This is a genomic window from Arthrobacter sp. OAP107 (genome assembly GCF_040546765.1).
GTDB lineage: Bacteria > Actinomycetota > Actinomycetes > Actinomycetales > Micrococcaceae > Arthrobacter.
Genome location: NZ_JBEPOK010000001.1, coordinates 2,369,909 through 2,395,002, shown reverse-complemented (window position 1 = coordinate 2,395,002; position 25,094 = coordinate 2,369,909). Strand labels below are relative to the sequence as shown.

At 65.8% G+C, this 25,094-nt stretch carries 17 protein-coding genes and 1 pseudogene; 14 read left to right on the top strand and 4 right to left on the bottom strand.

Translation table 11 applies throughout. The features are described from left to right. Positions 1–176 precede the first annotated feature (176 nt). A complete protein-coding gene (locus ABIE00_RS11180; RefSeq protein ID WP_331571370.1) occupies positions 177–1,202 on the top strand; it encodes a TerC family protein in 1,026 nt (341 codons plus the stop codon). A 120-nt stretch (positions 1,203–1,322) separates the two neighbouring features. Here ABIE00_RS11180 and ABIE00_RS11175 read toward each other — a convergent pair whose 3' ends face one another. Together ABIE00_RS11175 and ABIE00_RS11170 are read right to left on the bottom strand one after the other, a co-directional pair. Continuing rightward, entirely contained in the window at positions 1,323–2,678 is a 1,356-nt protein-coding gene (locus ABIE00_RS11175; RefSeq protein WP_354260203.1) for an alpha/beta fold hydrolase, read from the bottom strand. After that, complete coding sequence (locus ABIE00_RS11170; protein WP_354260201.1) at positions 2,671–3,171, bottom strand: GNAT family N-acetyltransferase; 501 nt, start codon at positions 3,169–3,171, stop codon at positions 2,671–2,673. Before ABIE00_RS11170 ends, ABIE00_RS11175 begins: the two co-directional genes overlap by 8 nt. A gap of 120 nt (positions 3,172–3,291) precedes the next feature. On the opposite strand from ABIE00_RS11170, the gene ABIE00_RS11165 reads away from it, so the two are divergent. Continuing rightward, complete coding sequence (locus ABIE00_RS11165) at positions 3,292–4,101, top strand: 4'-phosphopantetheinyl transferase family protein (protein WP_354260199.1); 810 nt, start codon at positions 3,292–3,294, stop codon at positions 4,099–4,101. 24 nt (positions 4,102–4,125) lie between these two features. Here the strand turns inward: ABIE00_RS11165 and ABIE00_RS11160 are convergent. Then, positions 4,126–4,550: pseudogene (locus ABIE00_RS11160) on the bottom strand (M20/M25/M40 family metallo-hydrolase). 656 nt (positions 4,551–5,206) lie between these two features. Here ABIE00_RS11160 and sbnA point away from each other — a divergent pair. The 8 genes from sbnA to ABIE00_RS11120 all read left to right on the top strand — a co-directional run bounded on the left by sbnA (position 5,207) and on the right by ABIE00_RS11120 (position 17,390). Beyond that, entirely contained in the window at positions 5,207–6,280 is a 1,074-nt protein-coding gene (gene sbnA, locus ABIE00_RS11155) for a 2,3-diaminopropionate biosynthesis protein SbnA (RefSeq protein WP_354260197.1), read from the top strand. Between the two features lie 2 nt (positions 6,281–6,282). Further along, complete coding sequence (locus tag ABIE00_RS11150; RefSeq protein WP_354260195.1) at positions 6,283–9,483, top strand: Pls/PosA family non-ribosomal peptide synthetase; 3,201 nt, start codon at positions 6,283–6,285, stop codon at positions 9,481–9,483. A 16-nt stretch (positions 9,484–9,499) separates the two neighbouring features. After that, the gene (locus ABIE00_RS11145; RefSeq protein ID WP_354260193.1) at positions 9,500–12,130 is read left to right on the top strand and encodes a non-ribosomal peptide synthetase; all 2,631 of its coding nucleotides are present in this window, start codon (positions 9,500–9,502) and stop codon (positions 12,128–12,130) included. Then, entirely contained in the window at positions 12,130–13,137 is a 1,008-nt protein-coding gene (locus ABIE00_RS11140; RefSeq protein WP_354260191.1) for a TauD/TfdA family dioxygenase, read from the top strand. Before ABIE00_RS11145 ends, ABIE00_RS11140 begins: the two co-directional genes overlap by 1 nt. After that, positions 13,134–14,201, top strand: coding sequence for a 2,3-diaminopropionate biosynthesis protein SbnB (gene sbnB, locus ABIE00_RS11135; protein WP_354260189.1), 1,068 nt, complete (start codon positions 13,134–13,136; stop codon positions 14,199–14,201). Before ABIE00_RS11140 ends, sbnB begins: the two co-directional genes overlap by 4 nt. Before the next feature lie 39 nt (positions 14,202–14,240). After that, positions 14,241–15,404: a threonine synthase gene (locus ABIE00_RS11130; protein WP_354260187.1), complete on the top strand. Its 1,164-nt coding sequence runs from the start codon at positions 14,241–14,243 to the stop codon at positions 15,402–15,404. Positions 15,405–15,576: 172 nt separating this feature from the next. Next, a complete protein-coding gene (locus ABIE00_RS11125) occupies positions 15,577–16,785 on the top strand; it encodes a LuxE/PaaK family acyltransferase (RefSeq protein WP_354260185.1) in 1,209 nt (402 codons plus the stop codon). Further along, entirely contained in the window at positions 16,743–17,390 is a 648-nt protein-coding gene (locus tag ABIE00_RS11120) for a hypothetical protein (RefSeq protein WP_354260183.1), read from the top strand. The genes ABIE00_RS11125 and ABIE00_RS11120 overlap by 43 nt, the downstream gene beginning before the upstream one ends. An 85-nt stretch (positions 17,391–17,475) precedes the next feature. Here ABIE00_RS11120 and ABIE00_RS11115 read toward each other — a convergent pair whose 3' ends face one another. After that, positions 17,476–20,022, bottom strand: coding sequence for a DEAD/DEAH box helicase (locus tag ABIE00_RS11115; RefSeq protein ID WP_354260181.1), 2,547 nt, complete (start codon positions 20,020–20,022; stop codon positions 17,476–17,478). 103 nt (positions 20,023–20,125) lie between these two features. On the opposite strand from ABIE00_RS11115, the gene ABIE00_RS11110 reads away from it, so the two are divergent. From ABIE00_RS11110 to ABIE00_RS11095, 4 genes are all read left to right on the top strand, one after another. After that, positions 20,126–20,899: a trans-aconitate 2-methyltransferase gene (locus tag ABIE00_RS11110; RefSeq protein ID WP_354260179.1), complete on the top strand. Its 774-nt coding sequence runs from the start codon at positions 20,126–20,128 to the stop codon at positions 20,897–20,899. A gap of 123 nt (positions 20,900–21,022) precedes the next feature. After that, positions 21,023–22,816, top strand: a complete 1,794-nt coding sequence (locus ABIE00_RS11105; RefSeq protein ID WP_354260177.1) for an ABC transporter ATP-binding protein — start codon at positions 21,023–21,025, stop codon at positions 22,814–22,816. Then, positions 22,803–24,689 (top strand): ABC transporter ATP-binding protein, encoded by a 1,887-nt coding sequence (locus ABIE00_RS11100; RefSeq protein ID WP_502914212.1) that lies wholly within the window; start codon positions 22,803–22,805, stop codon positions 24,687–24,689. The genes ABIE00_RS11105 and ABIE00_RS11100 overlap by 14 nt, the downstream gene beginning before the upstream one ends. Then, positions 24,686–25,066 carry a GntR family transcriptional regulator gene (locus ABIE00_RS11095; protein ID WP_354260175.1) on the top strand — a complete coding sequence of 127 codons (381 nt, stop codon included), beginning with the start codon at positions 24,686–24,688 and terminating at the stop codon, positions 25,064–25,066. The genes ABIE00_RS11100 and ABIE00_RS11095 overlap by 4 nt, the downstream gene beginning before the upstream one ends. Positions 25,067–25,094 lie beyond the last annotated feature (28 nt).

Below are 25,094 nucleotides of genomic sequence, written 5' to 3'. Positions count from 1 at the left end.
CGCCGCCTCTAGGGTAAAGTTGTGGACACGTAGGGGAGTATCCCAAGCGCTACGAACGTCAACACGCAGGGCACGGATGCCTTGCCGGGCGTAGCGGGCAGCCACATCAGCACAAAGTGCACAGGTTCGCCGGAGAGACTTACACCGGTTTTCTGTACCCTGCGAAAGGCATTTTTGTGGAACTTCCCGTCTGGTTCGAGGTCGGCTCGTTCGTCGTCCTCGGCATCATCCTCCTTATGGACCTGCTTCTGGTCGTGCGCCGTCCGCACGAACCCTCCATGAAGGAAGCCGGCCTCTGGGTGGCCTTCTATGTGGCACTGGCCCTCGTGTTCGCCGGTGCCATGTTCTTGTTCACGGGACCCGAGTACGGCAGCCAGTTCGTGGCCGGTTGGGTGACTGAGTACAGCCTCAGCATCGACAACCTGTTCGTCTTCATCATCATCATGGCCCGGTTCTCGGTGCCCCGTAAGTACCAGCAGGAAGTGCTGATGGTGGGCATCATCATCGCGCTGATCCTGCGCGGCATTTTCATCATGCTCGGCGCGATCGTGATCGAGCAGTTCAGCTGGGTCTTCTACATCTTCGGCGCCTTCCTTCTCTGGACCGCCTGGAAGCAGGCGCAGGACGAGGGCGAGGACGAAGAGGACAAGGAAAACGCCCTCATCGGCAAGCTCCGCAAGGTGATCCCGATGTCCGAGAAGTTCGACGGCGGCAAGCTGCGCACCACCGTGGACGGCCGGAAGGTGTTCACGCCAATGGTGATCGTCTTCATCACCATCGGCATGACGGACCTGCTGTTCGCCGTCGATTCCATCCCCGCAATCTTCGGCCTCACGCAGAGCGCCTTCATCGTCTTCACCGCGAACATCTTCGCCCTGATGGGCCTGCGGCAGCTGTACTTCCTGCTCGGCGGCCTGATGAACCGCCTCATCTACCTGAAGCACGCGCTGTCCATCATTCTGGCCTTCATCGGCGTGAAGCTGGTCCTGCACGCCATGCACGTCAATGAACTGCCGTTCATCAACGGCGGCCACCACATCGAGTGGGCTCCCGAAATCCCGACGTACGTCTCGCTGGCTGTCATCATCGGCACGATCATCATCGCCGTCATCGCCAGCCTCGTCAGCTCCGGAGCGCAGAAGGCCAAGCTGGACGCCCGCCTTGAAGAGGACGCCCGGAAGAGCCTGAGCGACGTCGACTAGGCTTCGGCTCCCCGTCACAACAGAAAGCAACCCCGGCCACCTGATGGCCGGGGTTGCTTTGTCCGTATTGGAATCTGTCTGGCGAGTTCGCGCGGCATATGTGCCCGTTCGCGCTTTGCCTCAGCGGGCGGAGCGGACCATGCCCAGCAGCCGCCCGAAGATGGCTTCGCCGTCGTCGGCAATGCCGTCGTGGTGGAACTCCCCGGTCTCCCAGGTCTTCAGCTTGCGGACGGCGGCAGCGGTCTCCAGCGAGAGCCCGTGGTCCACATAGATGTCGTCGCGGTAGACGGCAGCGGCGGCCGGAACGGTGTTGGCTGCCAGCTGGTGCGCGTCGTACAGCGGCTTCCAGTCGGCCTTGGCTGCCAGCAGTTCCGCCACGTCCTTCAACGGACTGAGTGCGGGATCCTGCTCGAAGTACCACGGGTAGACCATCTCGCCGGTGAGAAGGATCTCGGCAGCGTCCGGGCTGAACTCGGGGAACTCGTCGAGCACCCGCCAGGCCGCCCATGCCGTGGCCGCGCCCTGGCCGTAGATGGATTCGTGCATGAGCGCGTACAGGGGATTGGCAGCGCGCGAGACCAGGCTGCGGACCTGCTCCAGGAACGGGTCGGAGAGCCGGGGACCGCCAGGCGTCTCCACGAAGGCGTCCTCCAGCAGGTTGTGCAGGTTGTCCACCCGGGTGTTCCCGCCGAGGAAGGATCCCACCATCTGGAACCGCTCCACCGTGAGCTGGGAGCCGTCGGCGAGGTGTTCCGGGATGCTGCGGAGGTGACGGGCAATCCGGTTGACGGCGTCCCGGTCCTCCGGGTACCAGCCGAAGTACTCGGCGTTGCGGGCCGCCACCCGCTGGAACGTCTCGCGGTAGACCCGGTCGGGGGGACCGGTCAGCGGGGCGAGCCCGCCGGTGATCAGCACTTCGCGCAGGCCGGTGGGCGCGAACGACAGGTACGTCAGCGCACAGAAGCCGCCGTAGCTCTGCCCGTAGACCGTCCATGGCCCGGAACCGAGCGCCTGACGGATCAGCTCGGCATCGGCAACGATCGAGTCGGCCCGGAAGTGCTCAAGGTATTTCGCCTGCGCCGCGGTGTCACCGCGCAGCGGCAGCGTGTTGCGGTCAATGGGGGAGGAGAGGCCGGTGCCCCGCTGGTCCAGCATCAGGATGCGGAAGTCCTTGGCGGCCGCCTTGCTCCAGCCGCCCAGCGACGCGAAGCGGTTGCCGCGCCCGCCGGGGCCGCCCTGCAGGTACAGCAGCCACGGCAGTCCGGCCGCCTCGGCCTCGCTGTGGTCGGTGGACACGTATTCCCGGGCGAAGACCGTGATGGTCTCGTCCGCGTCCTCGCCGTCAGCCCCGGCAAAATGGTCCAGCGGCACCGTGAAGTAGTGTTCTGCCGTCCGCATGCCGCGGAACTTGTGCCGGGCGCGTACTGTATGGACAGGGTCCTTCCTTGCAGTGGTGTCCAGCGTTGCCTCAGCCATGGACACCAACCTCGCTGCGGCTGCCGAATTCGGCCAGCGCCGTTCCGGTCAGCCGGAACGTGGACCATTCCTCCATCGGGAACGCGCCGAGCTTCCGGTAGAAGTTGATGGACGGTTCGTTCCAGTCCAGGACGCTCCATTCGACGCGTGCGTATCCGCGTTCGACGGCGGTCGCTGCCAGATGCTGCAACAGCGCCTTTCCGTGGCCCTCGCCGCGTGCCTCCGGGGTGACGTAGAGGTCCTCCAGGTAGATCCCGTGCACGCCCTCCCACGTGGAGTAGTTCAGGAACCAGAGTGCAAAGCCACGCACCTCGCCGTCCTCGTTCTCGGCCATGTTGGCGTACACGCGGGGGTTGCTGCCGAAGAGCACCTCGGTGAGCATCTCAGGGGTGTTGCGGACGGCGTCCGGCTCCTTTTCGTAGACAGCCAGTTCGTGGATCAGCTGCAGGATGACGGGAACGTCGGCGGGTGTTGCGGGGCGGATTACACTCATGGTTCGAGCTTACTGCGTCCCCAAGAGAGCACAGGCGGAGGAAATTGGAGTACATGCTGTTCAATCGAATGCCCTATTACCAGTACCCTAAAAACGGTGCAGCAACCCTATGGAGGCAATGTGGAAAGGCCCGCAGAGCGAGGCATTGACCGGATCCTCTTGGCGGCCGTGAGGCTGTCCGGTGTCGACCTTGGCCAGGCCGGCATCCTGGACCAGGCCGAGCGGCAGCTGGCACTGTCCTTCGGTGCCGGGATCCACCGGGACAGGTTCGTGGCCGGGCGTATCGCCCTGCGCCTACACGCCGCCGCAGTAGCGGACGTCAGTGCCGGCGGGCTGCGAGCAGACTACCTCTGCCGGGAGTGCCGGAAGGACGACCACGTGCACGGTATGCCCCGGTACACGCCCCGCCCCTCCGGTCCGGTTGTCCTCGCGAGCCTGAGCCGGGCCGAGGATTGGTGCCTGCTGGCCGCAACAGCGGATGACCAGGTGCTGGGAGTCGGCGTAGACCTGGAGGCCAGTACAGCCGCTGGCTTCGCCGGCTTCAATGAGGTCGCACTTTCCGAGCGTGAGCGGCAACATCTTCAGCGGGCTGAGCCCGCCCTCAGGCCGGGTATTCAGACACTCCTGTGGACTCGGAAAGAGGCAGTCCTCAAGGCGTTGGGGAGGGGGCTGGCCGTCATCGATCCCAGTCTCGTGGACGTTGCCGGTCCGCTCCCTCTTCTGCCGGGCTTTTTGGAGCCACCTGCCGTCCGGGTGGCCCCTCCGGATGGACTGTCGCCGGTCCGGCCTTCGAAGACGGGCGTGCCTGTGGTGGGGGGCCAGTCAGGCAGCGGCCACCATTGGTTGGTCGACTCCGTGAATCCAGATTTGCTAGGTTTGCCGGATTACTTCACCGGGGCAGTAGCGGTTCTCCTGAAGCGTTATTCGTAGCCCGCGACTCCAGTGCCCCGGAGGTCAGTCCGGACGTGGCCAGTGGTCGGAATCGCCATCTTCAAATGGCGTGGGCCCGGCCGCGAATCCGTTTTGTGCGAAATAGTCCAGGAAGGTGCGCTCGATTACGTCCGAGCCGGCCGGACCGGCAGCTCCGAAGCTTGAGCCATCACCGTCGTGGACGAACCGTCCGCCGTTGGGCGACGCGACCATATCCAGGTTCAGGTTCAGCGTGGTCTGGGACAGTTCGCTGCTGCTTAGGGAATCCACGAAGTGCTTGGAACCGAGCAGATCAACCTCTTCAGCCCCCAGAAAGCAGAACGCACCCTGTTTTTCGGCTTGACCCCGGATTCGGCCATCCAGCGGGCGGTTTCGGGGATAGGGGCTACACCGCTGCCGTTGTCGTTGATCCCGGGACCGCGGCGCACTGAGTCCAAATGTCCTCCCACCACGATGGTGCGGGCCGGATCGCCGGCGGTGTCCGCCAGGATGTTGAAGGTCTCCACGTTGGTGTCCCGCCTGTCGTCACGGTACGTAAAGACCTGACGCACCGGCTTGTACCCGGCTGCACGCAACTGTTGCTCAACGTAGCTGGCGGCGGCGTCGTAGCCTAAAGTGCCGGAAGCACGGTTTCCTCTCACAGCAAATAATGCTCCTGCTGTCGTCCTTCGCAGTCTACGCCTTGAGCGGAACGCGTCTACGATTGAAAGTCACTGTCTGGTGAGCTGCCCGGAAAGACTTTGACAAGAGTCGAGTATGAGGCCGCGCGGGGGGTGCAAGTGTGAGTAAGTAGGTACTCACAGGGCTTTGGATGCAGGTACTCGAAGTGGTTGCGGTTGACCTCGAAACCTGTCTACTGTCGAACCAGCAGGTTGGAAGACTCAACTTCATCTCGGGGTATTCGCGGTGGGGAAACCGGGTATTCGCTGCTGGGGGAAATAGCGGTGGCCGCAGTGTTCCATTCGTGCCGCTTTGCGCGGCTCTTCTTGAAAAGTGAATTGGTCCGGACGCAGATGTCCGCCACCTTCACACACAAGCTGGCATGAACATGGCAGGAAGATCCCCACCCCTGGCCAGGCTCATGGCAGGGGGAACGAGTGAGAACATGCCGATTATCAAGGATCCGCATCTGTTCAACGAGGAATGCCTGTTCATCGACCTGGAAGGAGTGCTGGACCGCCGTCTCTATCTGAAGATCGAGGGGTTCAATTTCGCTGGCTCAATCAAGCTCAAGCCCGCGCGGGAGATGGTTGAGCGCGCCGAGCGCGAGGGGCTGATCGGCCCCGGCTCCATGCTCGTGGAGTCCTCCTCGGGCAACCTCGGGGTCGCGCTCAGCATGATCGCCGCCAGCAAGGGGTACCGCTTCGTGTGCGTGATCGATCCGCGCTGCAACCCGGCAACCCGGCAGCTCATGGAGTCGCTCGGGGCGCAGGTGGACCTGGTCACCGAACCGGATCCCGTCGACGGCTTCCTCGGAGCCCGGCTGAACCACGTGCGGGACCTGTGCGCGTCCGACGAGCGGTACATCTGGCTCAACCAATACACCAATCCCGGCAACTGGGGAGCGCACTACCGCTGGACTGCCCCCGAGATCTCCGATCAGTTCCCCGACCTGGACGTGCTATTCGTGGGAGCCGGGACAACGGGGACCCTGATGGGTTGCGCGCGGTACTTCCGCGAGCACCGGCCCGATGTCCGGATTGTCGCGGTCGACGCTGCAGGATCGGTCTCGTTCGGCGGCCAGCCGGCCACCCGCCTGATCCCGGGACTGGGCATGAGCGTGCGGCCGCCGCAGCTCGACGAGTCCTTGATCGATGACGTGGTGATGGTCGAAGAACTGGACACGGTGCGCGCCTGCCACCGCCTCGCGGCGGCCGGCTTCATGCTCGGTGGCTCCACCGGGACCGTGGTCCACGGCGCCACGTCCTGGCTCGCCGACCACGACGCCCAGGACCTGACGGCGGTGGCCATCTCCCCGGACATGGGCCGCCCCTACCTGGACACCATCTACAACCCCGACTGGGTGCACGATCATTTCGGAGCCGCAGCGCTGGCAACCGCCGATTTGACAGGGGCCCCGGGCCGCCGGTCCGACCCGGTGCCCGGGTCACAGCACCCAGCCCGCGTACCCGTGGCCGCTTACGTGGCCACCGCCGCACTGGGGAGTTTCCTGCGGTGAAAATGCGTCTCGATAACCTGCAGGGCGCCCCGCGTTCCACATCTACCATCGATCCCCGCATTCCTGAGACACCCGCCGCTCCGGCCGGGGACGGCGCTGCAGCCACGCCGGCCACGGGAGCGGACGTTGTCCTGGAGCGCCGGCTGGCGGATCTGCTCGCATCGGTGGTGAACAAGGACGCTGTCCCGGTGAACGCCAACTTCTTCTACGAATTGGGCGCGGACTCGCTGGCGATGGCGCAGTTCTGCGCCCGGGTGCGCAAACAGCCGGACCTGCCGACGGTGTCCATCAAGGACATCTACCAGTACCCCACGATCTCGGCGCTGGCCGCGGCCCTGGCCCCGGTGGAAGAGGCGACGGTGCAGGTGCAGGTGCAGGACCGGTTGGCGGAGATGCTCGCCGGCGTGCTGGACATCGAGCACGTGCCGGTGGGCGCTGACTTCTTTCAGGATCTGGGCGCGGACTCGCTGGTGATGGCGCGGTTCTGTGCCCGGGTGCGCAAGCATCCGGACCTGCCGGCGGTGTCGATCAAGGACATCTACCAGTACCCCACGATCTCGGCGCTGGCCGCGGCCCTGGCCCCGGTGGAAGAGGCGACGGTGCAGGTGCAGGTGCAGGACCGGTTGGCGGAGGTGCTCGCCGGCGTGCTGGACATCGAGCACGTGCCGGTGGGCGCTGACTTCTTTCAGGATCTGGGCGCGGACTCGCTGGTGATGGCGCGGTTCTGTGCCCGGGTGCGCAAGCTGCCGGACCTGCCGGCGGTGTCGATCAAGGACATCTACCAGTACCCCACGATCTCGGCGCTGGCCGCGGCCCTGGGTAGTGCCGAACCGTTGGCTTCGGGCAGCCTGGTGGTTGCAGGCACGCCGGGCTCAAAGGCAACAACTACGGGTACGCCGTTGGCCCGCACACCTGTGGTGGCGTCTGCGCGGAAATCTCGCGGCGGCCGGTACCGCGCTTTCCCCGCGGAACGGGCACGGGCTAGTACGGTCGAGTACGTCGTATGCGGCATGCTGCAGGTGCTGATCTTCCTGGCTTACGCTGCATTGTTTTCGGTGATGTTCGAGAGTGGCCTGGGGTGGATCTGGGCAAGCCGGACTCCGTTTGAGGTCTACCTGAGAAGTGCCGCCTTCGGGGCTGGCAGCTTCGGGGTGATGTGCGCGTTTCCTATCCTGGCCAAATGGGTTCTCGTCGGCCGTTGGAAGCCCGAAGAGATCCGAATTTGGAGTCTGGCGTACGTGCGGTTCTGGTTGGTCAAGACGTTGGTGGTGGCTAACCCGCTGGTTCTCTTTGCAGGCTCCCCACTGTATCTGCTTTACCTGCGTGCCCTGGGAGCCAGGGTAGGGAAGGGCGCGGTCGTTTTCACCCGGCACGTGCCTGTCTGCACTGACATGCTTAGGATCGGCGAGCATGCCGTGATCGACAAGGACACCTTCCTCCTCGGCTACCGAGCCGTCAGCGGTGTGATCCAGACCGGGTACGTGTCAATCGGCAAGAACGTCCTCATCGGTGAGAAGGCCGTGCTGGACATCGATACCTCACTGGGGGACGGGGCCCAGTTGGGCCATGCTTCCTCACTGTATGCTGGTCAGGCCGTTCCCGCCGGCGAGCATTGGCACGGTTCGCCCGGGCGCCGGACGGATTCGGATTACCGTGCTGTCGCACCGGTTGAATGCCGCCCCTGGAAGAGGACGCGGTACGGCATTCTCCAACTGATGCTCCATCTGGGCTTGACGCTCCCGTTGGCATTCGGTGGACTTACATTGGTACTTAAGGTGCCGTGGCTGTCGACCCTCCTCACGGCTCCAGCGGTTTCGTTCACCGGCGCAGCGTTTCTCGGCCTCGTGCTTGCCACCTCCGTGATCGTCTTCTTCGGACGCATCCTCCTCAGCCTCTTTTTTGTCATGACTGTCCCTCGCGTGCTCAACCTCTTTATTAGACCGGATCAGGCCTATCCTCTATACGGTTTCCGTTTCGCATGCCACCGGGCTGTCGAGCGACTGTCCAATCGGCGTTTACTGCACACCCTTTTTGGTGACAGTTCCTTCATCGTCCCGTACCTTCAGCGCCTTGGGTACAAGCTCGCCCCGGTGGTTCAAACCGGGTCGAACTTCGGCACTGAAATCAAACACGACAATCCATACCTCAGCTCCGTCGGCCGCGGAACAGTGGTTGCCAGCGGCATCTCAATCGTCAATGCCAATTACTCCAGCACCTCGTTCAGCCTCTCTCGGACTTCAATCGCGGCCAACAGCTTCTTGGGAAATGAGATCCTCTACCCTCCCCAGTCCAAGGTCGGCCAGGATTGCCTCATTGCCACGAAGGCTCTCGTACCCATCGATGGGCCGGTCCGGGAGGGTGTCGGGCTCTTGGGCTCACCGGCCTTCGAGATCCCCCGCACAGTGCTGCGGGACAGCGAATTTATCCGTATGGCCGGCGACGATGAGTTCCCGCGTCGGCTCGCAGCAAAGAACCGGCACAATCTCGGCACCATCGGGTTGTTCCTGATGGCACGCTGGTTCTACGCCTTTGCTGTCTCCTTCTTCGGGTTCTTGGCGATAGACCTAAACGATACGTTAGGAGCTGCATCAGTGATACTGCTCACGGTGTCCACGCTGCTGTTCAGTGTGTTCTACGGCGTCATCATTGAGCGCGCATCCACGGGATTCAAACCCTTGAAGCCCAAGCACTGCTCAATCTACGACATTGACTTCTGGCGGACGGAACGCTTCTTCAAGCTCGAAGCCGAGGTCAGTCCGCTCTTTAATGGCACGCCGTTCAAGGGCACGATTCTGAAGATGCTGGGTGTACAGGTCGGCAGGCGACTCTTCGACGACGGCGCACAGATGGCGGAGAAAAATCTCATCACCCTCGGCGACGACGTTGCCCTCAACGCTGGGGCCTGGGTTCAGTGCCACTCGCAGGAAGACTACGCCTTCAAATCCGACGCGATCACGATCGGTTCGGGCTGCACGGTCGGCGTCTCCGCGATGATCCTATACAGCGCGAAGATGGGCGACGGCGCTGTGCTCGCGCCGGACTCCTTCCTGATGAAGGGTGAGGAGATTCCCGCGTTCGAGCGTTGGGGAGGTAATCCTGCCGAGGCGTTGGCCGCTTCGGCCTCTGGCCGGCCGGGTCGGCCACTCGGCATTGCCTCACCAGCATCGAGTGGCGGTGCCACAGATGCAGTCGCAGCCTTTTGATCGAGGAGACCAAAGTATGGTTGTGCTGAGTGATGAGCAGCGTGACTTCTGGCGGGCCATGCTCGCTGGAGGCGGGCGCACTGCCCTCCCGCGGTGGACCCCGGATCCCCATCCCGGACTGGACGAGCACCACGAGAACATCCCCCATGATCTGATGGGGACCCTGAGTCGCCTGGTGGACGGCCTTGGGACGACCCCGGACGTTCTGCTGCTGGCCGCCCACGCCAAAGTGGTCGCCGTGTTGGCAGGGGAGCGGGAGGTCATCATCGGGTATGCAGCGGTTCCCGGGCGCCAGCCGGTGCCGTGCCGGTTGACGACCGAACCGACGTCCTGGCGGGCGCTCCTGACAGAAGCGGGCCGCCGGGAGCGGGAGTGCCGCCAGCACCTTGAGGCCGGCGGGTACGGGGATCGCCTCGACGGCCTTTGCCAGGAACTGAATCTGAGCCGCCCGCTCTTTGAGACCGTGCTCGACCCGCGGGACGCCCTGCGGGAGCTGGCCGAGGACACGGTTCTGCAGGTGGCCATATCCCAAGGCATCACCGGTTCCCGGTTGCGGCTGCGGTATCGGACCGATGCTCTTGACGCTGCCGCCGCGGCGCGCATTGCCGGCTACCACGTGGCTGCTTTGAAAGCGATCGCGGCGGACCCCGACGAAGAGCATGCTCGCGTGTGTCTGCTCGCCCCTGAGGAACTGCGTCTGCAATTGGAGGAGTTGGCGGGCCCCAAGCGTGAGCTCCCGGATCTGCGGGTGCACGAGATCTTCGAGCAGCGGACCGAGTCCGGTCCGGAAGCTGTCGCTGCCATTCACGGCGAAAGCCGTCTGACCTACCGCGAGCTGAACGCCCGGGCGAACCGGCTGGGCAGGGCGCTGCAGGCTCGGGGACTCGACCAAGAGGCGGTGGTCACCGTGGTGATGGAACGCAATTTGGATTGGATGGTGACCGTTCTGGCGATCTGGAAAGCCGGGCTGGCGTACCTGCCGCTTGAGCCGCACTTCCCACCCGAGCGCATGGCCACGGCCATATCGCGGGCGGAGTCACCACTGGTCATTACAGAGCGCGCCAGTACCGCCACGCTCGACCAAGCGCTTGCCGCCCTGCCCGAGGTGGAGGAGCTCTTCATCGAGGACCTCGCCGCCGAGGACCACGCCGAGGGGAATCTCGGCGTGGTCGTTGCCCCGGACCAGCTCGCGTACATCCTGTTCACGTCCGGGTCCACCGGGCAGCCGAAGGGCGTGATGTGCGAGCACGCCGGGATGCTGAACCACATGTATGCCAAAATCGAGGACCTCGGAGTGCGCGAAGGCGAAGTCATCCCCCAAACCGGTCCACAATGCTTCGACATCTCGGTGTGGCAGCTGGTGGCGGCCCTGCTCGTTGGCGGGCGGACCCTGTTCGTGGACCAGGACGCGATCCTTGACGCCGAGCGGTTCGTTGACACGGTCGTGGACGGGCGGGCGGGCGTGATCCAGGTTGTTCCGTCATACCTTGAGGTCATCGTGTCTTACCTGGAGCAAAACCCGCGGAAGCTGCCGGACCTGCACTGCGTGTGCCCCACCGGGGACTTCCTGAAGAAGGAGCTCGTCCAGCGCTGGTTCGCGCTCTACCCTGATGTTCCGGTCGTGAACACGTATGGGCTCACCGAGACGTCGGACGACGCGGTCCACGAGATCATGGACCGGGCCCCGGCAGGGCCACGGGTGCCCCTCGGAAGACCGATCAACAATGTACACGTTGACGTGGTCGACGAGTTCGGCAGCCCGGTACCGCTCGGCGCGCCTGGGCTGATTGTGTTCTCCGGCGTGTGCGTGGGCCGCGGGTACGTCAACGATGCAGAGCGGACCGCCGCGATGTTCGGCCCCGATCCGAACCGTGCCGGTGAGCGCATCTGCCGTACCGGTGATTATGGCCGGTGGATGCCGGACGGAAAGCTCGATTTCCTGGGACGGCGCGACAACCAGGTGAAGATCAGGGGATTCCGGATCGAAATCGGAGAGATCGAGAATGCCCTGCTTCGCGTGCCCGGAGTGCGCGACGGCGCCGTCGTCGTCGGTGAGGGCGCCGATCAGGCCAAGTTCCTCGTGGCCTTCTACTCGGGCAGGCGGCCACTCGAGATCGCCGAGTTGCGCAAGCAGATCGCCTCGCAGGTACCGGAGTACATGGTCCCGTCCTCGTACCGGTGGCAGGAGAGCCTGCCTCTGACCGGCAACGGGAAGATCGACCGGAAGTCCCTGGCCAGTACGGCGCAGGACATCGTTCCCGAGGCCGGCAACGTCACTGACGCCCTGTCCGCCACCGAAGCCCTCTCAGCCGCCGAGCAGCGGCTCGCCGGGGCCTGGGCGAGCGTGCTCGGACTGCCAGCGGCCAGGATCGGCGGACAGGACTCCTTCTTTGCGCTGGGTGGGACCTCGCTGTCCGCAGTGAAACTCGCCGTCCTGCTCAAGCGCGCAGTGTCGATCAAGGACATCATGCAGACGCCCGTCCTGTCGGACCTGGCAGCCCTGCTCGAGGCCGCTTCCCCGGCAGACACTGCCGTTCCGCCCGCACCCCGTCCGGCACCAGCCGCCGCCGGGCCCGACTCCATGGCCCCGGTGGGAAGACCTGTCGGCCGCCCCCACCCGCTACCCGTGAAACGAAAGGACCTCTGATGCCGTCGCCTTCACCCAGACTCCAGTTCGACCTGGAACGCCAAGCCGGCCAGCCACCAATGCTCACCGTCGCGGACGGCCACAACCCCGTCCAGTGGGCCGAACAGCACCAGGAATCCCTGCGCACGGCGGTAGCGGAGCACGGCGCCGTGCTGGTACGCGGTCTCGCCCTCCGGGATCCAGCCGAAGTCGCCGATGTCTTTCACCGGCTGGCCCCGGACGGGCTCATGCCGGACCGGGAGGCCTTCGCCGCACGGCAACCCTACCTCGACGGCGTCTACTCGTCCCTGAAATGGCCCGCTAACCAGCCCATGTGCATGCACCACGAGCTCAGCTACGCGCTCGAGTTCCCCGGCCTGATGCTCTTCGCCTGCCTCCACGCACCCAGCGCCGGTGGCGTAACCGGCGTGGCCGACTCCCGCGCCGTGCTCAATGCCCTGCCCCCGAACATCGTCGAGCGGTTCGAAAGCGAGGGATGGCTGCTCGCCCGCAGCTTCAACGAGGACATCGGTGCCTCCTACGAGGAAGCGTTCGGGGTGGCCGACCGCGCCGGCGTCGAGGAGTACTGCCACACCCACGCCATTGAGTTCCAGTGGCAACCCGACGGAGAGCTCCGCACCCGGCAACGGCGCCCCGCCCTAATCCGACACCCCCTGACCGGCCAACGCTGCTGGTTCAACCAGATCGCCTTCCTGAGCGAATGGACGATCGCTCCCGAAGTGCGGGAGTACCTCGTGGACGTCTACGGCCCGGACGGGCTGCCGTTCAACACCCGCTTCGGCAACGGCGAACCGATCGGCGAGGACATCATCGCCCTCCTGAACGATACCTACGAGACCCACACCCTCCGCACCCCCTGGGAGACAGGGGATCTCATGCTGGTCGACAACATCCGCATGGCCCACAGCCGGGAAGCCTATGAGGGGCCGCGGGAGGTGCTGGTCGGCATGGCCGAACCGCGCAACGTATTCGATCTCGACACCCACGCCCAGGACGGTGCACGATGACAGAATTTGCCACTTCCCCAGTCACAGCGACCGCAGAGCCGAAGACGGTCCCGCCGTTCGCGGTCATTCCCGGGGCACAGGTACAGGAAGTACTCAGCGGCCGCGAGAAGCAGCTCGTCGAGCTGGTCGAGCAGACCTACCGCACGCACGCGGCCGGCGACTCGGTAAACCCCCCGTCCTACTTCCTGCGCTTCCCGGACCGGCCCACCGCTCGCATCATCGCCCTGCCCGCCTCGATTGGAGGTGACATAGGAGTCGACGGCATCAAATGGGTCTCCAGCTTCCCGGACAACGTGGCGTCAGGGATACCCCGCGCCTCCGCAGTGTTGATCCTCAACGACCCGGCCACAGGCTACCCCTTCGCCTGCATGGAGAGCTCCATCATCAGCGCCTCCAGGACGGCTGCATCGGCCGCCGCAGCCGCCGACTGGCTCAGCCGCGGCCGCAGACGCCCACGGAGCATCGGGTTCTTCGGGGTCGGCCTCATTGCCCGCTACATCCACACCTTCCTGGACGCAACCGGCTGGACCTTCGACGACATCGGAGTGTTCGACCTCTCAGGTGAAAGTGCAGAGGGATTCAAGGGCTACCTTGAACGCAGCGGCACGCCAGCCCGGGTGACAGTGCACAACGGCCCCGAACAGCTGATACGAAACAGCGACCTCGTCGTATTCGCCACCATAGCGGGCCAGCCACACGTGCACGAAGTGGCGTGGTTCGATCACAACCCGCTGGTACTTCACGTGTCCCTGCGCGACCTCGCCCCGGAAATCCTGCTGGCCTCAACCAACATCCTCGACGACGTCGACCACTGCCTGAAAGCCGAAACGTCGGCCCACCTCGTGGAGCAGATGGCCGGCAACAGGGACTTCGTGGACGGCACCCTGGCCGACGTCATGGAAGGCAAGGTCTCACCCGCCGACGACCGCCCCATCGTGTTCTCCCCGTTCGGCCTGGGCGTGCTCGACCTGGCAGTAGGCAAATACATCTACGACGAACTTGCCCGCAGCGGCCAGCTCGGCGTAATCGACGGCTTCTTCTCGGAGCTGCGTCGGTATGGCTAACGTGGAAAGCTCGGACACGCGGGAGGAGGCGTATCCGGCATGGGCAGAGTGACAGGCTCAGTACGTACCGCCGGGTGCGAGTGGCTGCAGTACGACTATGGTCCCGGTTTGGTTCCGGAAGAGGGGCCTGGACCATTTACGATGTGGCGGTACCGCCACCTCCTGCCCATGTCCGACGGGCCAGTGCGTTACCCCCTGCCCATCGGAGGCACGCCGCTGCTTCCGGCCCCAGCGCTAAGAGTCGCCTTGGGGACACCGTCCCTGTGGATCAAGGATGAGACCCGGGGCCCGACGGCGTCAAACAAAGACCGGGCTACGGCGCTGGTGATTGAGGACGGGTTGCGGCGCGGCCTGGATACCATCACGACGGCTTCGACGGGCAACGCCGCAGTTGCGACGGCGTTCGGGGCGGCAGCTGCGGGAATGCGGGCAGCGATCTTCGTATCGATCGATTGTCAGGAGGACAAACTCGCACTGATGACTCAGGCCGGGGCATGGGTGTTCCAGGTGCCTGATGGCTACGCGGCCGCCGTCGACCTTTCGCGCGCAGCGGTCGAGGAGTTCGGCTGGGTGGACCGGAACACCGGAGTGAATCCGCTGACGACCGAGGCCAAGAAGACCGTGGCGCTGGAGATCTGGGAGCAGCTTGGCCGCCGGATGCCGGACGTGATGGTCGCTCCGGTGGGGGACGGTCCCACTCTCGCCGCGCTCGAGAAGGGCTTCGCCGAGTTGGTCGCGTGTGGAGTTGCCGCCAGTAAGCCCCGCCTGGTCGGTGTGCAGGCCCGGGCCTGCCAACCGCTGGTGCGCGCCTGGCAGGGAACCGATCCAGCACCCGACGAACTGGACCCGGGGTCCACGGTGGCCGACGGGATCGCCGTCTTGCGGCCCGCCGTCGGCGATGCGGTGCTCCAGGCGGTACGTTCCAGCGGCGGCGCGATGGTCGCGGTGAGCGATTCTGAGCTCATGGACGCCGTCGGTTTGCTGGCCTCGACGGCGGGGGTCGGTGCGGAGCCGGCCGGCGCCGCGTCGCTGGCGGGCTTGCGGAGTGCTCTGCGTGAGGGGTTGGTGAACCGCAATGAGACCGTCGTCGTGCTGGTCACCGGCCGCGAGATCAAGGCGGCGGGCTCCCCGAGCCGGGGCAGGGTCGCAGTGGCCGACCGGCTGGATGACGTACGGCAGGCATTCGGAAGGGTTCCCCTGTAACGGAGACTCCGAAGGTGACCGCCCGCTGGCGCAAGGAAGGAAGAGATGACGCAATGAGGAGCAATCCCAAGACCACCGATGACTAGGCTGCCAGCGCGCGCGTGCTGCCAATCCAGTCCCATCAATTCGTGCCCATCCGGGCATCAATTCGCACTCAATGAGGAGTGACACAATGCTCTCGTTACTGCAGATGCTGGGGGATGTGTCCAAAGCGCACGTCCAGTCGCCTGATGGCTGGGCACGGTCGGTCACCGACGTCGTGCGGGACGCCGCGATCTACCACCAAGCCGGAAACGGCTTCTACCGTGCCCAATGTGACGCGTTGGGAGTCGATCCCGCCGCGATCAATGACATCAGGGACCTGCAAGACCTCCCTCTGTTGCCGGTCGCCATGTTCAAGCGTCCCGACGCCCAGGTGCTGCTCACCTGCTCCCTGGCCGACGTCGAGACCGAAACCCGCTCCAGCGGAACCCGCGGTGTCCAGTCCGTCGCCCCCCGCAACAGCGAGACATTGACCCGGGCGCTGGTCGGCCTGACCGGGACCTACCGGGAGTTCTTCAGCCTGTCCGGAGGCGCGGGACTTTTCTTGAACCCGTCGGACCCCGAAGCCTCCGAGATGGGACTGCTCAAGGACTTGAACCTCCTGAACAGCGTCTTCGACCACCACACATATCTCGTCGCCGACGAGGCGTTTGACGCCGGTGAGGCGCTGGAGCACCTGCGCCGGTGGAAGGGCCACATGACACGCCACATCGTCAGTCCGCCATTCCTCATCGGCCGGCTCCTCCGGTTCCTTGAGCGGGAAGAGATCAATGTGCGCATGGACCCGTACAGCATGATCATCACTCTCGGCGGCTGGAAACGGCACACGGCCGAGGCCATCCCTGATGAAGGCTTTCGGCAGCGGTGCCACGACTTGCTCGGCGTGCGCGAGGAGAACGTGCGCGACATGTACGGGATGATCGAGTCGAACATGCTCGCTGTCGAATGCCACCTGCATCGCAAGCACGTTCCGCCGTGGTGCTACATCTCCATCCGGGACCCTGGCCAGGGCGGCAAGGAGCTCGCCCCGGGGGAGACCGGCACCATCGCCATACTGGACGCCCTCAGCACAAGCTACCCCGGTTTCCTCCTCACCGACGATATGGGCGACGTCGAAACCGGCACCTGCGGGTGCGGCAGAACCGGCCAGGTCATCAACTTCCGCCGCCGGGGACAGGGCGGCGCGCTTGGCCATTGCCCCGTCAGCATCGAGCGCTACCTCGGTTCGGGCACCACCGCCGAGGCTGAGGCGGCGGCACTGCTGGGCCGTGTCACGGTGATGGAAACGACAGACCCATGGAATTGGCAACTTCCATCGCCGGAACCCGCCCGTTCCTGAGTACCGCCACCGCCAAGCATAAGGAACCGGTACCGACCGTGGTCAGCCAGATGCATGAGATAACGACGGGCAGCAGCATGCCACCCGCAGTGCAGACGGATCCCGCCGCGAATGTACAGGCGGACGTCACCATCTATTTTCTGGGCGGCGAGCAGAACCTGCTCTACGTTGAGGTCAACGGGCAGTGGGTGGAATACGTCAAGTCCGCCCCGCCGTTTCAGGACCCGGACCCGGTAGCTCAAGCACCCCTGACCCAGCCAATTCCGCACACGGATACAAGCCAAAATGCCCGGCCGGGCCCTGATCCCTGCCCGGGCCCTGTGCACTGGGCAGGCTACACCTGCCACAGCCCGTACGAAATTACGCGGGAACGGAAGCGGCGGGTCTACCATGACCCGGCCGCCAGGCCGGACCTGTTCCCTGTTTTTGACGGGCAGCCGCCCACCCTGCCCCTGCCGGTCCTGGAGCTGACCGGCGACCCGGACCCTGCACCGTGGCTCGACCCCGACACCGGGGAGCGGTTCTCCTCCGACCGGGCAAGCTTGGTCCTGAGACTTTTGATGTACTCCCCTCGAAGTCCGTTTACGACATCCGCTGTTTGGTAAGGCACACGGAGGTTCAGTTTGGCGAATAGCCTGAATGGTCAGCAAGGGCCAGGCCGGCTAAATCGTACGGCCCCCAGACTGTCCGCTAGAGCCTGTTCACCCCGGTCACCCGGACTACTGCCGTACCGGTCCCGTCCGAGGCGGCCAGATCCACCTCCGCGGAAATCCCCCAGTCGTGGTTGCCCGCCGGGTCGTCGAAGATCTGCCGGACCTTCCATACGCCGGGTTCTTCGGTGATGATGAGCAGTCCGGGGCCGCGGGCGTCAGGGCCGGTGCCGATGTCGTCGTGCTCGTCGAAGTAGTCGTCCAGGACGTCTTCCCAGCGGTCCGCATCCCAGCCGGCGTCACCGTCGAGCTCTCCGAGTGCAGCGGCGTCCTCGTCGGCAAAAAGCTCCACGCGCCGGAACATCTCGTTCCGGACCATGACCCGGAACGCCCGGATGTTGGACGTGAGCGACGGCGGCGGGGGAGGCGGCGCGTCGTGCGGCGTCGGGGCGGCCCCGGAGGTCAGTTCCTCCCACTCATCCAGCAGGCTCGAGTCCACCTGCCGCACCAGTTCGCCGAGCCAGGCGATCAGGTCCTCGAGGTCCTCCCGCAGCGCATCCTGCGGCACCGTCTGGCGTAGCGCTTTGAAGCCGTCCGCCAGGTACCGCAGCACGATGCCCTCGGAGCGGGCAAGGCCGTAGAACTGCACGAACTCGCCGAAGTTCATCGCGCGTTCGTACATGTCCCGGATCACCGACTTGGGGGCCAGTTCAAAGTCGCCCACCCACGGCGCAGCCTTCCGGTACACCTCGAACGCCTCGCCCAGGATTTCCGCGAGCGGCTGGGGATAGGTGACCTCGTCGAGCATGGCCATCCGCTGCTCATACTCGATGCCGTCCGCCTTCATGGCGGCCACGGCCTCGCCGCGCGCCTTCTTCTGCTGCGCAGACAGGATCTGCCGCGGCTTCTCCAGCGTGGCCTCAATGACGGAGACCACATCGACGGCGTAGGACGGGGATTCCGGATCCATCAGGTCCAGCGCGGCCAGGGCGAACGGGGACAGCGGCTGGTTGAGTGCGAAGTTCGGCTGCAGGTGGACGGTCAGGCGAACCGTGCGGCCGTCCGCCCCCTGCTCCGCCGCCGGGATGCGCTCCACAACCTCGGCCGCGAGCAGCTCCCGGTAGATCCCCAGCGCCTTCTTCATCAACCGCAGCTGGGAAGGCCGGCTTTCGTGGTTCTCCGTGAGGAGACGCCGGGCCGCGGCGAACGGGTCGCCTGGACGCTCCATGAGGTTCATGAGCATCGCATGGGTCACGGTGAAGCTGGAGTTCAGCGGCTCCGGCACGGATTCCACCAGGCGGTTGTAGGTGGGCTGGCCCCAGGACACGAACCCCTCCGGCGGCTTTTTCTTCACCACCTGGCGCAGCTTCCGCTGGTCGTCGCCGAACTTCGCGGTGGCCTTGGCCATCGCCTTGACGTTCTCCACCACGTGTTCGGGCGCCTGCACCACCACGGTGCCGGCTGTGTCGTACCCTGCCCGGCCGGCCCGGCCGGCAATCTGGTGGAACTCACGGGAGTTGAGCAGGCGGGTGCGTACGCCGTCGTACTTGCTCAGTGCGGTGAGCACGACGGTGCGGATGGGCACGTTGATTCCCACGCCCAGCGTGTCCGTGCCGCAGATGACCTTGAGCAGGCCGGCCTGGGCCAGCTGCTCCACGAGCCGGCGGTATTTGGGCAGCATGCCCGCATGGTGGACGCCGATGCCGTGCCGGACCAGCCGGTTCAGCGTCTTGCCGAAGCCTGCCGCAAAGCGGAAGTTCGCGATCAGCTCAGCGATTTTGTCCTTTTCTTCGCGCGTGCACACGTTGATGCTCATGAGCGTCTGGGCGCGCTCGATCGCCTCCGCCTGGCTGAAATGCACTACGTAGACCGGCACCTCCCTGGTGCCCAGCAGCTCTTCAAGGGTCTCGTGGACCGGCGTCTCGCGGTAGTAATAGTGCAGCGGAATGGGGCGCTCAGCCGAGCTGACGGTGGTGGTGGGCCGTCCCGTGAGTTCGGTCATGCCGGCTTCGAAGCGGCTGACGTCGCCCAGCGTGGCGGACATCAGGAGGAACTGTGCCTGCGGAAGTTCCAGCAGGGGAACCTGCCACGCCCAGCCGCGCTGGGGATCGGAGTAGAAATGGAACTCGTCCATGATGACGGAGCCCAGCTCGGCCGCCGAGCCTTCGCGCAGGGCGGTATTGGCCAGGATCTCTGCGGTGCAGCAGATGATCGGCGCGTCCTGGTTCACCCCGGAGTCGCCGGTGATCATGCCCACGTTCTCCGCACCGAAAATCTCGCAGAGGGCAAAGAACTTTTCGGACACCAGGGCCTTGATGGGCGCGGTGTAGTAGCTACGTTCGCCGCGGGCCATCGCCTGGAAGTGGGCGGCAATGGCAACGAGGGACTTGCCCGATCCGGTGGGCGTCGCCAGGATCACATTCGCGCCGGAAGCCAGCTCCATGATCGCCTCGTCCTGGGCCGGGTAAAGCTGCAGGCCACGGCTTTCGGTCCAGTCCACGAAGCGCTCGTACAGCGTGTCCGGGTCCGCGCCGGCTCCGGTGGCGATCCGTGCGGACGGGGCGGGGAGCTGTTCAACGAGTTTCATTGCCTTCCAGCTTAGTGCCAGCGCGTCCCTCAACGTTTTCGCGCCGGCCCGGCGCTAGGCTCGCTCTGCCAGCACAAATCGTCAACAGGCAACCGGAGGCCATGTGTGGGATCCCGCCAGATACGTCCAGTTTGGTGACTACCGGCAGCGTCCGTTTTTTGACCTGACGGGCCTCGTCCTCGCCGACGCCCCGCGGGAGGTGGTGGACCTGGGCTGCGGCCCCGGGGACCTGACCGCCACCCTCGCGACGCGTTGGCCTGACGCGCGGGTGGTGGGCCTGGACTCCTCCGCCGAGATGCTGGCCACCGCCGAACGGCACCGGCAGTCCGCGCCGGGGCTGGAGTTCAGCCTCGGTGACATCGCCTCCTGGCAGCCGTCCCCGGACACCGATGTGGTGGTGACCAACGCGGCACTGCAGTGGGTCCCGGGGCACCCCGAACTGCTGGCTGGCTGGCTGGGGGCGCTGAAGCCGGGCGCGTGGTTCGCCCTGCAGGTGCCGGGCAACTTCACCTCCGCGTCCCACACGCTGATGCGCGACGTCGCCGAGTCGCCCAGGTGGGCCGGCAAGCTCGCCGGCGTGCTGCGCCACGATGAGGCGGTTGCCGCGCCCGCACGGTACCTGGAGATAATGCTCGACGCCGGGTGCGCGGCGGACGCGTGGGAAACCACCTACCAGCAGGTGCTTTCCGGCGATAATCCGGTGCTGGACTGGGTGCGCGGCGCCGGCCTTCGGCCGGTGCTGGCCGCGCTGCCGCCGGAGGACGCCGCCGCGTTCGAGGCCGACTACGGCGCCCGGCTGGCCGACGCCTATCCGGCCACGGCGCACGGCACGGTGTACCCGTTCCGCAGGATCTTCGCGGTGGCCCGCAAGCTTTAAGGCCGCTGCACCCGCCGCGCGGGTAATGCCCCGCGCGGACCCATGTGATCTGGCTTACAATGGCCAAGCGGTTATTGGGGGCCTGCCCGGGCTCCCGTACGCCTTGGCAATGGAGGAGGCGCGGTGCTGATTCGCTTATTGCTCCGCCTCCTCGGCGAGCACCGGGCCGCGGTCTGGGCGATCATCCTGCTGCAGGTGCTGCAGACGGCGGGAAATCTGCTGCTGCCCACTCTGAATGCCAGCATCATCGACGACGGCATCCTAGCCAACCAGCCCCCAGTGATCCTGGGGCTTGGGGGCTGGATGCTGATCATCACGGCAGTGCAGGCCGCAGCCGCCCTGGGCGCCGGGTACCTCGGCGCCGGTGTCGCCATGAAGATCGGCCACCGGCTGCGGCGGGAGCTGTTCGACCAGGTGCAGGCGATGTCGTCGCAGGAGATCGGCATCTTCGGCACCCCCAGCCTCGTCACCAGGGCCACCAACGACGTCCAGCAAATCCAGACCTTTGCCGTCCTGGTCTTCACCATGCTTGCCGCGGCACCTGTCATGGGCATCGGCGGAATCATCCTGGCCGTCCAGCAGAATGCGGCCCTGTCCTCCGTCGTGATCGTCATCGTCCCCGTGCTTGTCCTCATCATGTACCTGATCGTGCGGCGCCTCATCCCGCTCTACCGGCAGGGACAGGCCCTCATCGACGGCATCACCCGGATCCTCCGCGAGCAGATCATCGGCGCCAACGTCATCCGCGGCTTCGTCCGGCAGCGGCACGAGATTGCCCGCTTCGCGGAAGCCAACCGGCGGCTGACCCGGAACAACCTCCTATCGGCCCTTCTGGTGGCCGGCATGCTGCCGATGATCATGATCGTGGTGAACCTCTCCTCCGTGGCGGTGGTCTGGTTCGGCGGGCACCTGATCAGCAGCGGTGCGATGGAGGTGGGCGCCCTGACCGCCTTCATCGCCTACATCCTGCAGATCCTGCTGGCCATCATGATGGCCATGTACGTATTCAGCACCGCACCTCGCGCGGCCGTCTGCGCGGAACGGATCCAGGACGTGCTGGACGTGACGCCGGCCGTGGCCGGACCTGCTGCGGCAGGGTCCGCCGGAGCAGGGCATGCCGGGGGGCCACCGGTGAGGACACGGCCCGCCGCCGCTGCTTCTGCGAGCCGGGACGGCGGGGGAGTGGAGTTCAGCCACGTCTGGTTCGCCTACCCCGGGGCGGAATCCCCGGTCCTGGCCGACATCTCGTTTTCTGCCCGCCCCGGCACCACCACGGCCATCATCGGGGCCACCGGCAGCGGCAAGACCACGCTGCTGAATCTCCTGCCGCGGTTCCTGAACGCCACCTCCGGTGAGGTCCGGCTCGGCGGAGCCGACGTCCGGGGCCTGCCCGCCGAGCGGCTGAGGCAACGGATTTCCGTGGTGCCGCAGCACTCCTACCTGTTCTCCGGAACGGTGGCGGGCAACCTGCGGATGGGCGCGCCGGAGGCCACCGAGGACGAACTGTGGCGGGCCCTGCAGCTGGCGCAGGCCGAGGACTTCGTCCGTAAGCTCCCGGACGGCCTGCAGGCGCCCGTCGCCCAGGGCGGCGCCGGGCTTTCCGGCGGGCAGCGGCAGCGCCTCTGCATCGCCCGTGCCATGCTCCGCGCCGCGGATCTGTACCTCTTCGATGACAGTTTTTCCGCTCTGGACTACGCCACCGAGGCCGCCGTCCGGCAGGCGCTGGCGCCCGTGTTGCAGGCAGCCACCGTGCTGATGGTGGCCGAACGCATTCCCACCATCATGGGTGCGGACCGGATCCTGGTGCTGGAGGAAGGCCGGTTGGTGGCCCAGGGAACCCATGCCGAGCTGCTGGGATCGTCTCCCACGTACCGGGAGATCGCCGAGTCCCAGCTGGCCCTGGATGAGCAGCCGTGAGCAGCGGTCCGTCGTGAAGGGCACGCACGCGGCCATACGGACCACCGGCAGTTTCCTGCCGGCGGCCAAACGCCTGCTGGGCCTGCTGCGTCCGTCCAAGGGCAGGATGGCCCTGGCCGTCGCAGCAACCTGCGGCTTCGCCGCCCTCAATGTGGCCGCTCCCAAGCTCCTCGGTGACGCCACAGATGTCGTCGTTGACGGTTTCATGCACGGCAGGTTCGACGCCGGCAAACTCGCCATGCTGCTCGGTGTGGTGTCCCTGATGTACGTCGGCACTTCCGTCTTCAACTGGGTCCAGGGCGCCCTGACCGCCCAGGCGGTGCAGCGGCTGGTCTTCGGCCTCCGTGCCGCCGTCGAGGACAAACTGCACCGGCTGCCGTCGACGCACTTCCACGAGCAGGCCCGGGGCGATGTCCTCAGCCGGGCCACCAACGACGTTGACAACATCTCCCAGGCCCTCAACCAGCTGCTTACGCAGCTGATCATGTCCGTTCTGATGCTGTGCGGTTCCCTGGCCATGATGCTGTGGATCTCGCCGCTGCTGGCGGCCATCGCCCTGGTGTCCGTTCCCATCTCCACGCTGATAACCGTGTACATGGCCCGGCAGGCCCAGACCTACTTCGCCGCCCAGTGGGCCTCCACCGGGGAGCTGAACGCCCACATCGAGGAATTCATCACCGGACATGAGGTCATCAAGGCGTTCGGGCAGCAGGACACGGCGTCGGGCATCTTCGGCCGCGGCAATGACCGGCTGGCCCGCACCAGCGCACGCGCCCAGTTTGTTTCCGGAGCGGTGCAGCCGCTGATGGTCTTCGTCGCCAACATCAACTACGTGGCGGTGGCCGTCGTGGGCGCCCTGCAGGTGGCAGCCGGGGCCATGACGATCGGCGGGATCCAGGCGTTCATCCAGTTCAGCCGCCTGTTCACCCAGCCCATGGGGCAGATCGGCGGCATGCTCACCCTGATGCAGTCCTGTGTGGCCTCGGCGGAGCGGGTCTTCGAGCTGCTTGACGAGCCGGAGATCCCCCGCCAGCAGGCTGCCCCTGCCGGCCAGGAAAACCTGCGCGGCCGGATTGACTTCGAGGACGTCACCTTCGCCTACACGCCGGGGTCGCCGGCCGTCAGCGGGCTGTCCTTCTCGGTCCTGCCGGGCCAGACCGTGGCCATCGTCGGCCACACGGGTGCCGGCAAGACCACCGTGGTGAACCTCCTGATGCGCTTCTATGAACCTGATTCGGGCCGCATCACGATTGACGGCACGGACATTGCCACTGTGCCTGTGGACTCCCTGCGGTCCAATTTCGCCGTGGTCATGCAGGATGTCTGGCTGTTCAGCGGAACGGTCCGCGACAACATCGAATACGGCTGGCCGGGCGCCGATGATGACCGGGTCCTGGCAGCCGCCGAGGCCAGCCACGTGGACCACTTTGTGCGGTCGCTGCCCGCCGGTTACGCCACGGTCCTGGGAGACGACGGCGATTCGCTGAGCCAGGGCCAAAGGCAACTGATCACCATCGCCCGGGCCCGCCTCGCCGACCGCAGCGTCTTGATCCTGGACGAGGCAACAAGCTCCGTGGATACCCGGACCGAGGTGCAGATCAAGCTTGCGATGAACCGGCTGAGGAAGGGCAGGACGAGCTTCATCATTGCCCACAGGTTGTCCACGGTGCGCGACGCTGATCTAATTCTCGTCATGGATCACGGACGCATTGTTGAACAGGGGACGCACACCAGCCTGCTGTCCGTGGACGGGCATTACCGGCACCTGTATGAGGCCCAGTTCCGCGGGGTGGACCGCGAACTCGGCTCTATCCGCCGGCACCACGGCAGGCACGCCGCCGGCCAGCACCGCTACCGGGAGTCCGGCCTGTGACCGCCGGCGATGCCTTCCCAGGACAGTGGAAGCCGAACACCGGCAGCTCCGTGGCCCTCTTTGAGCAGCTGCGTCTCCACGTGATCGAGCAGGCCGACAAGGGAAAACTTGCCCCGGGCACGCGGCTGCCTGCGGTGCGGGCCCTCGCCGAAACCCTGGGCGTCGCACCCCACACCGTGGCGAGGGCGTACAAGGAGCTGGAGGCCGCGGGCGTCGTCGCCACCAAGGGCCGCAACGGCACGGTGGTCTGCGCCCGGGACGAGCGCTGGGGCGCTTTGTCCGAGGCCGCAGCCGACTATGCCGCAGCCGCCAAATCGCAGGGTGCAACCTTCGCCCAGGCGGTCCACCTGCTGGCGGCCGCCTACGACGCCGAGTAACGGCAGTGTCGTAGCACACCCGCGTGGA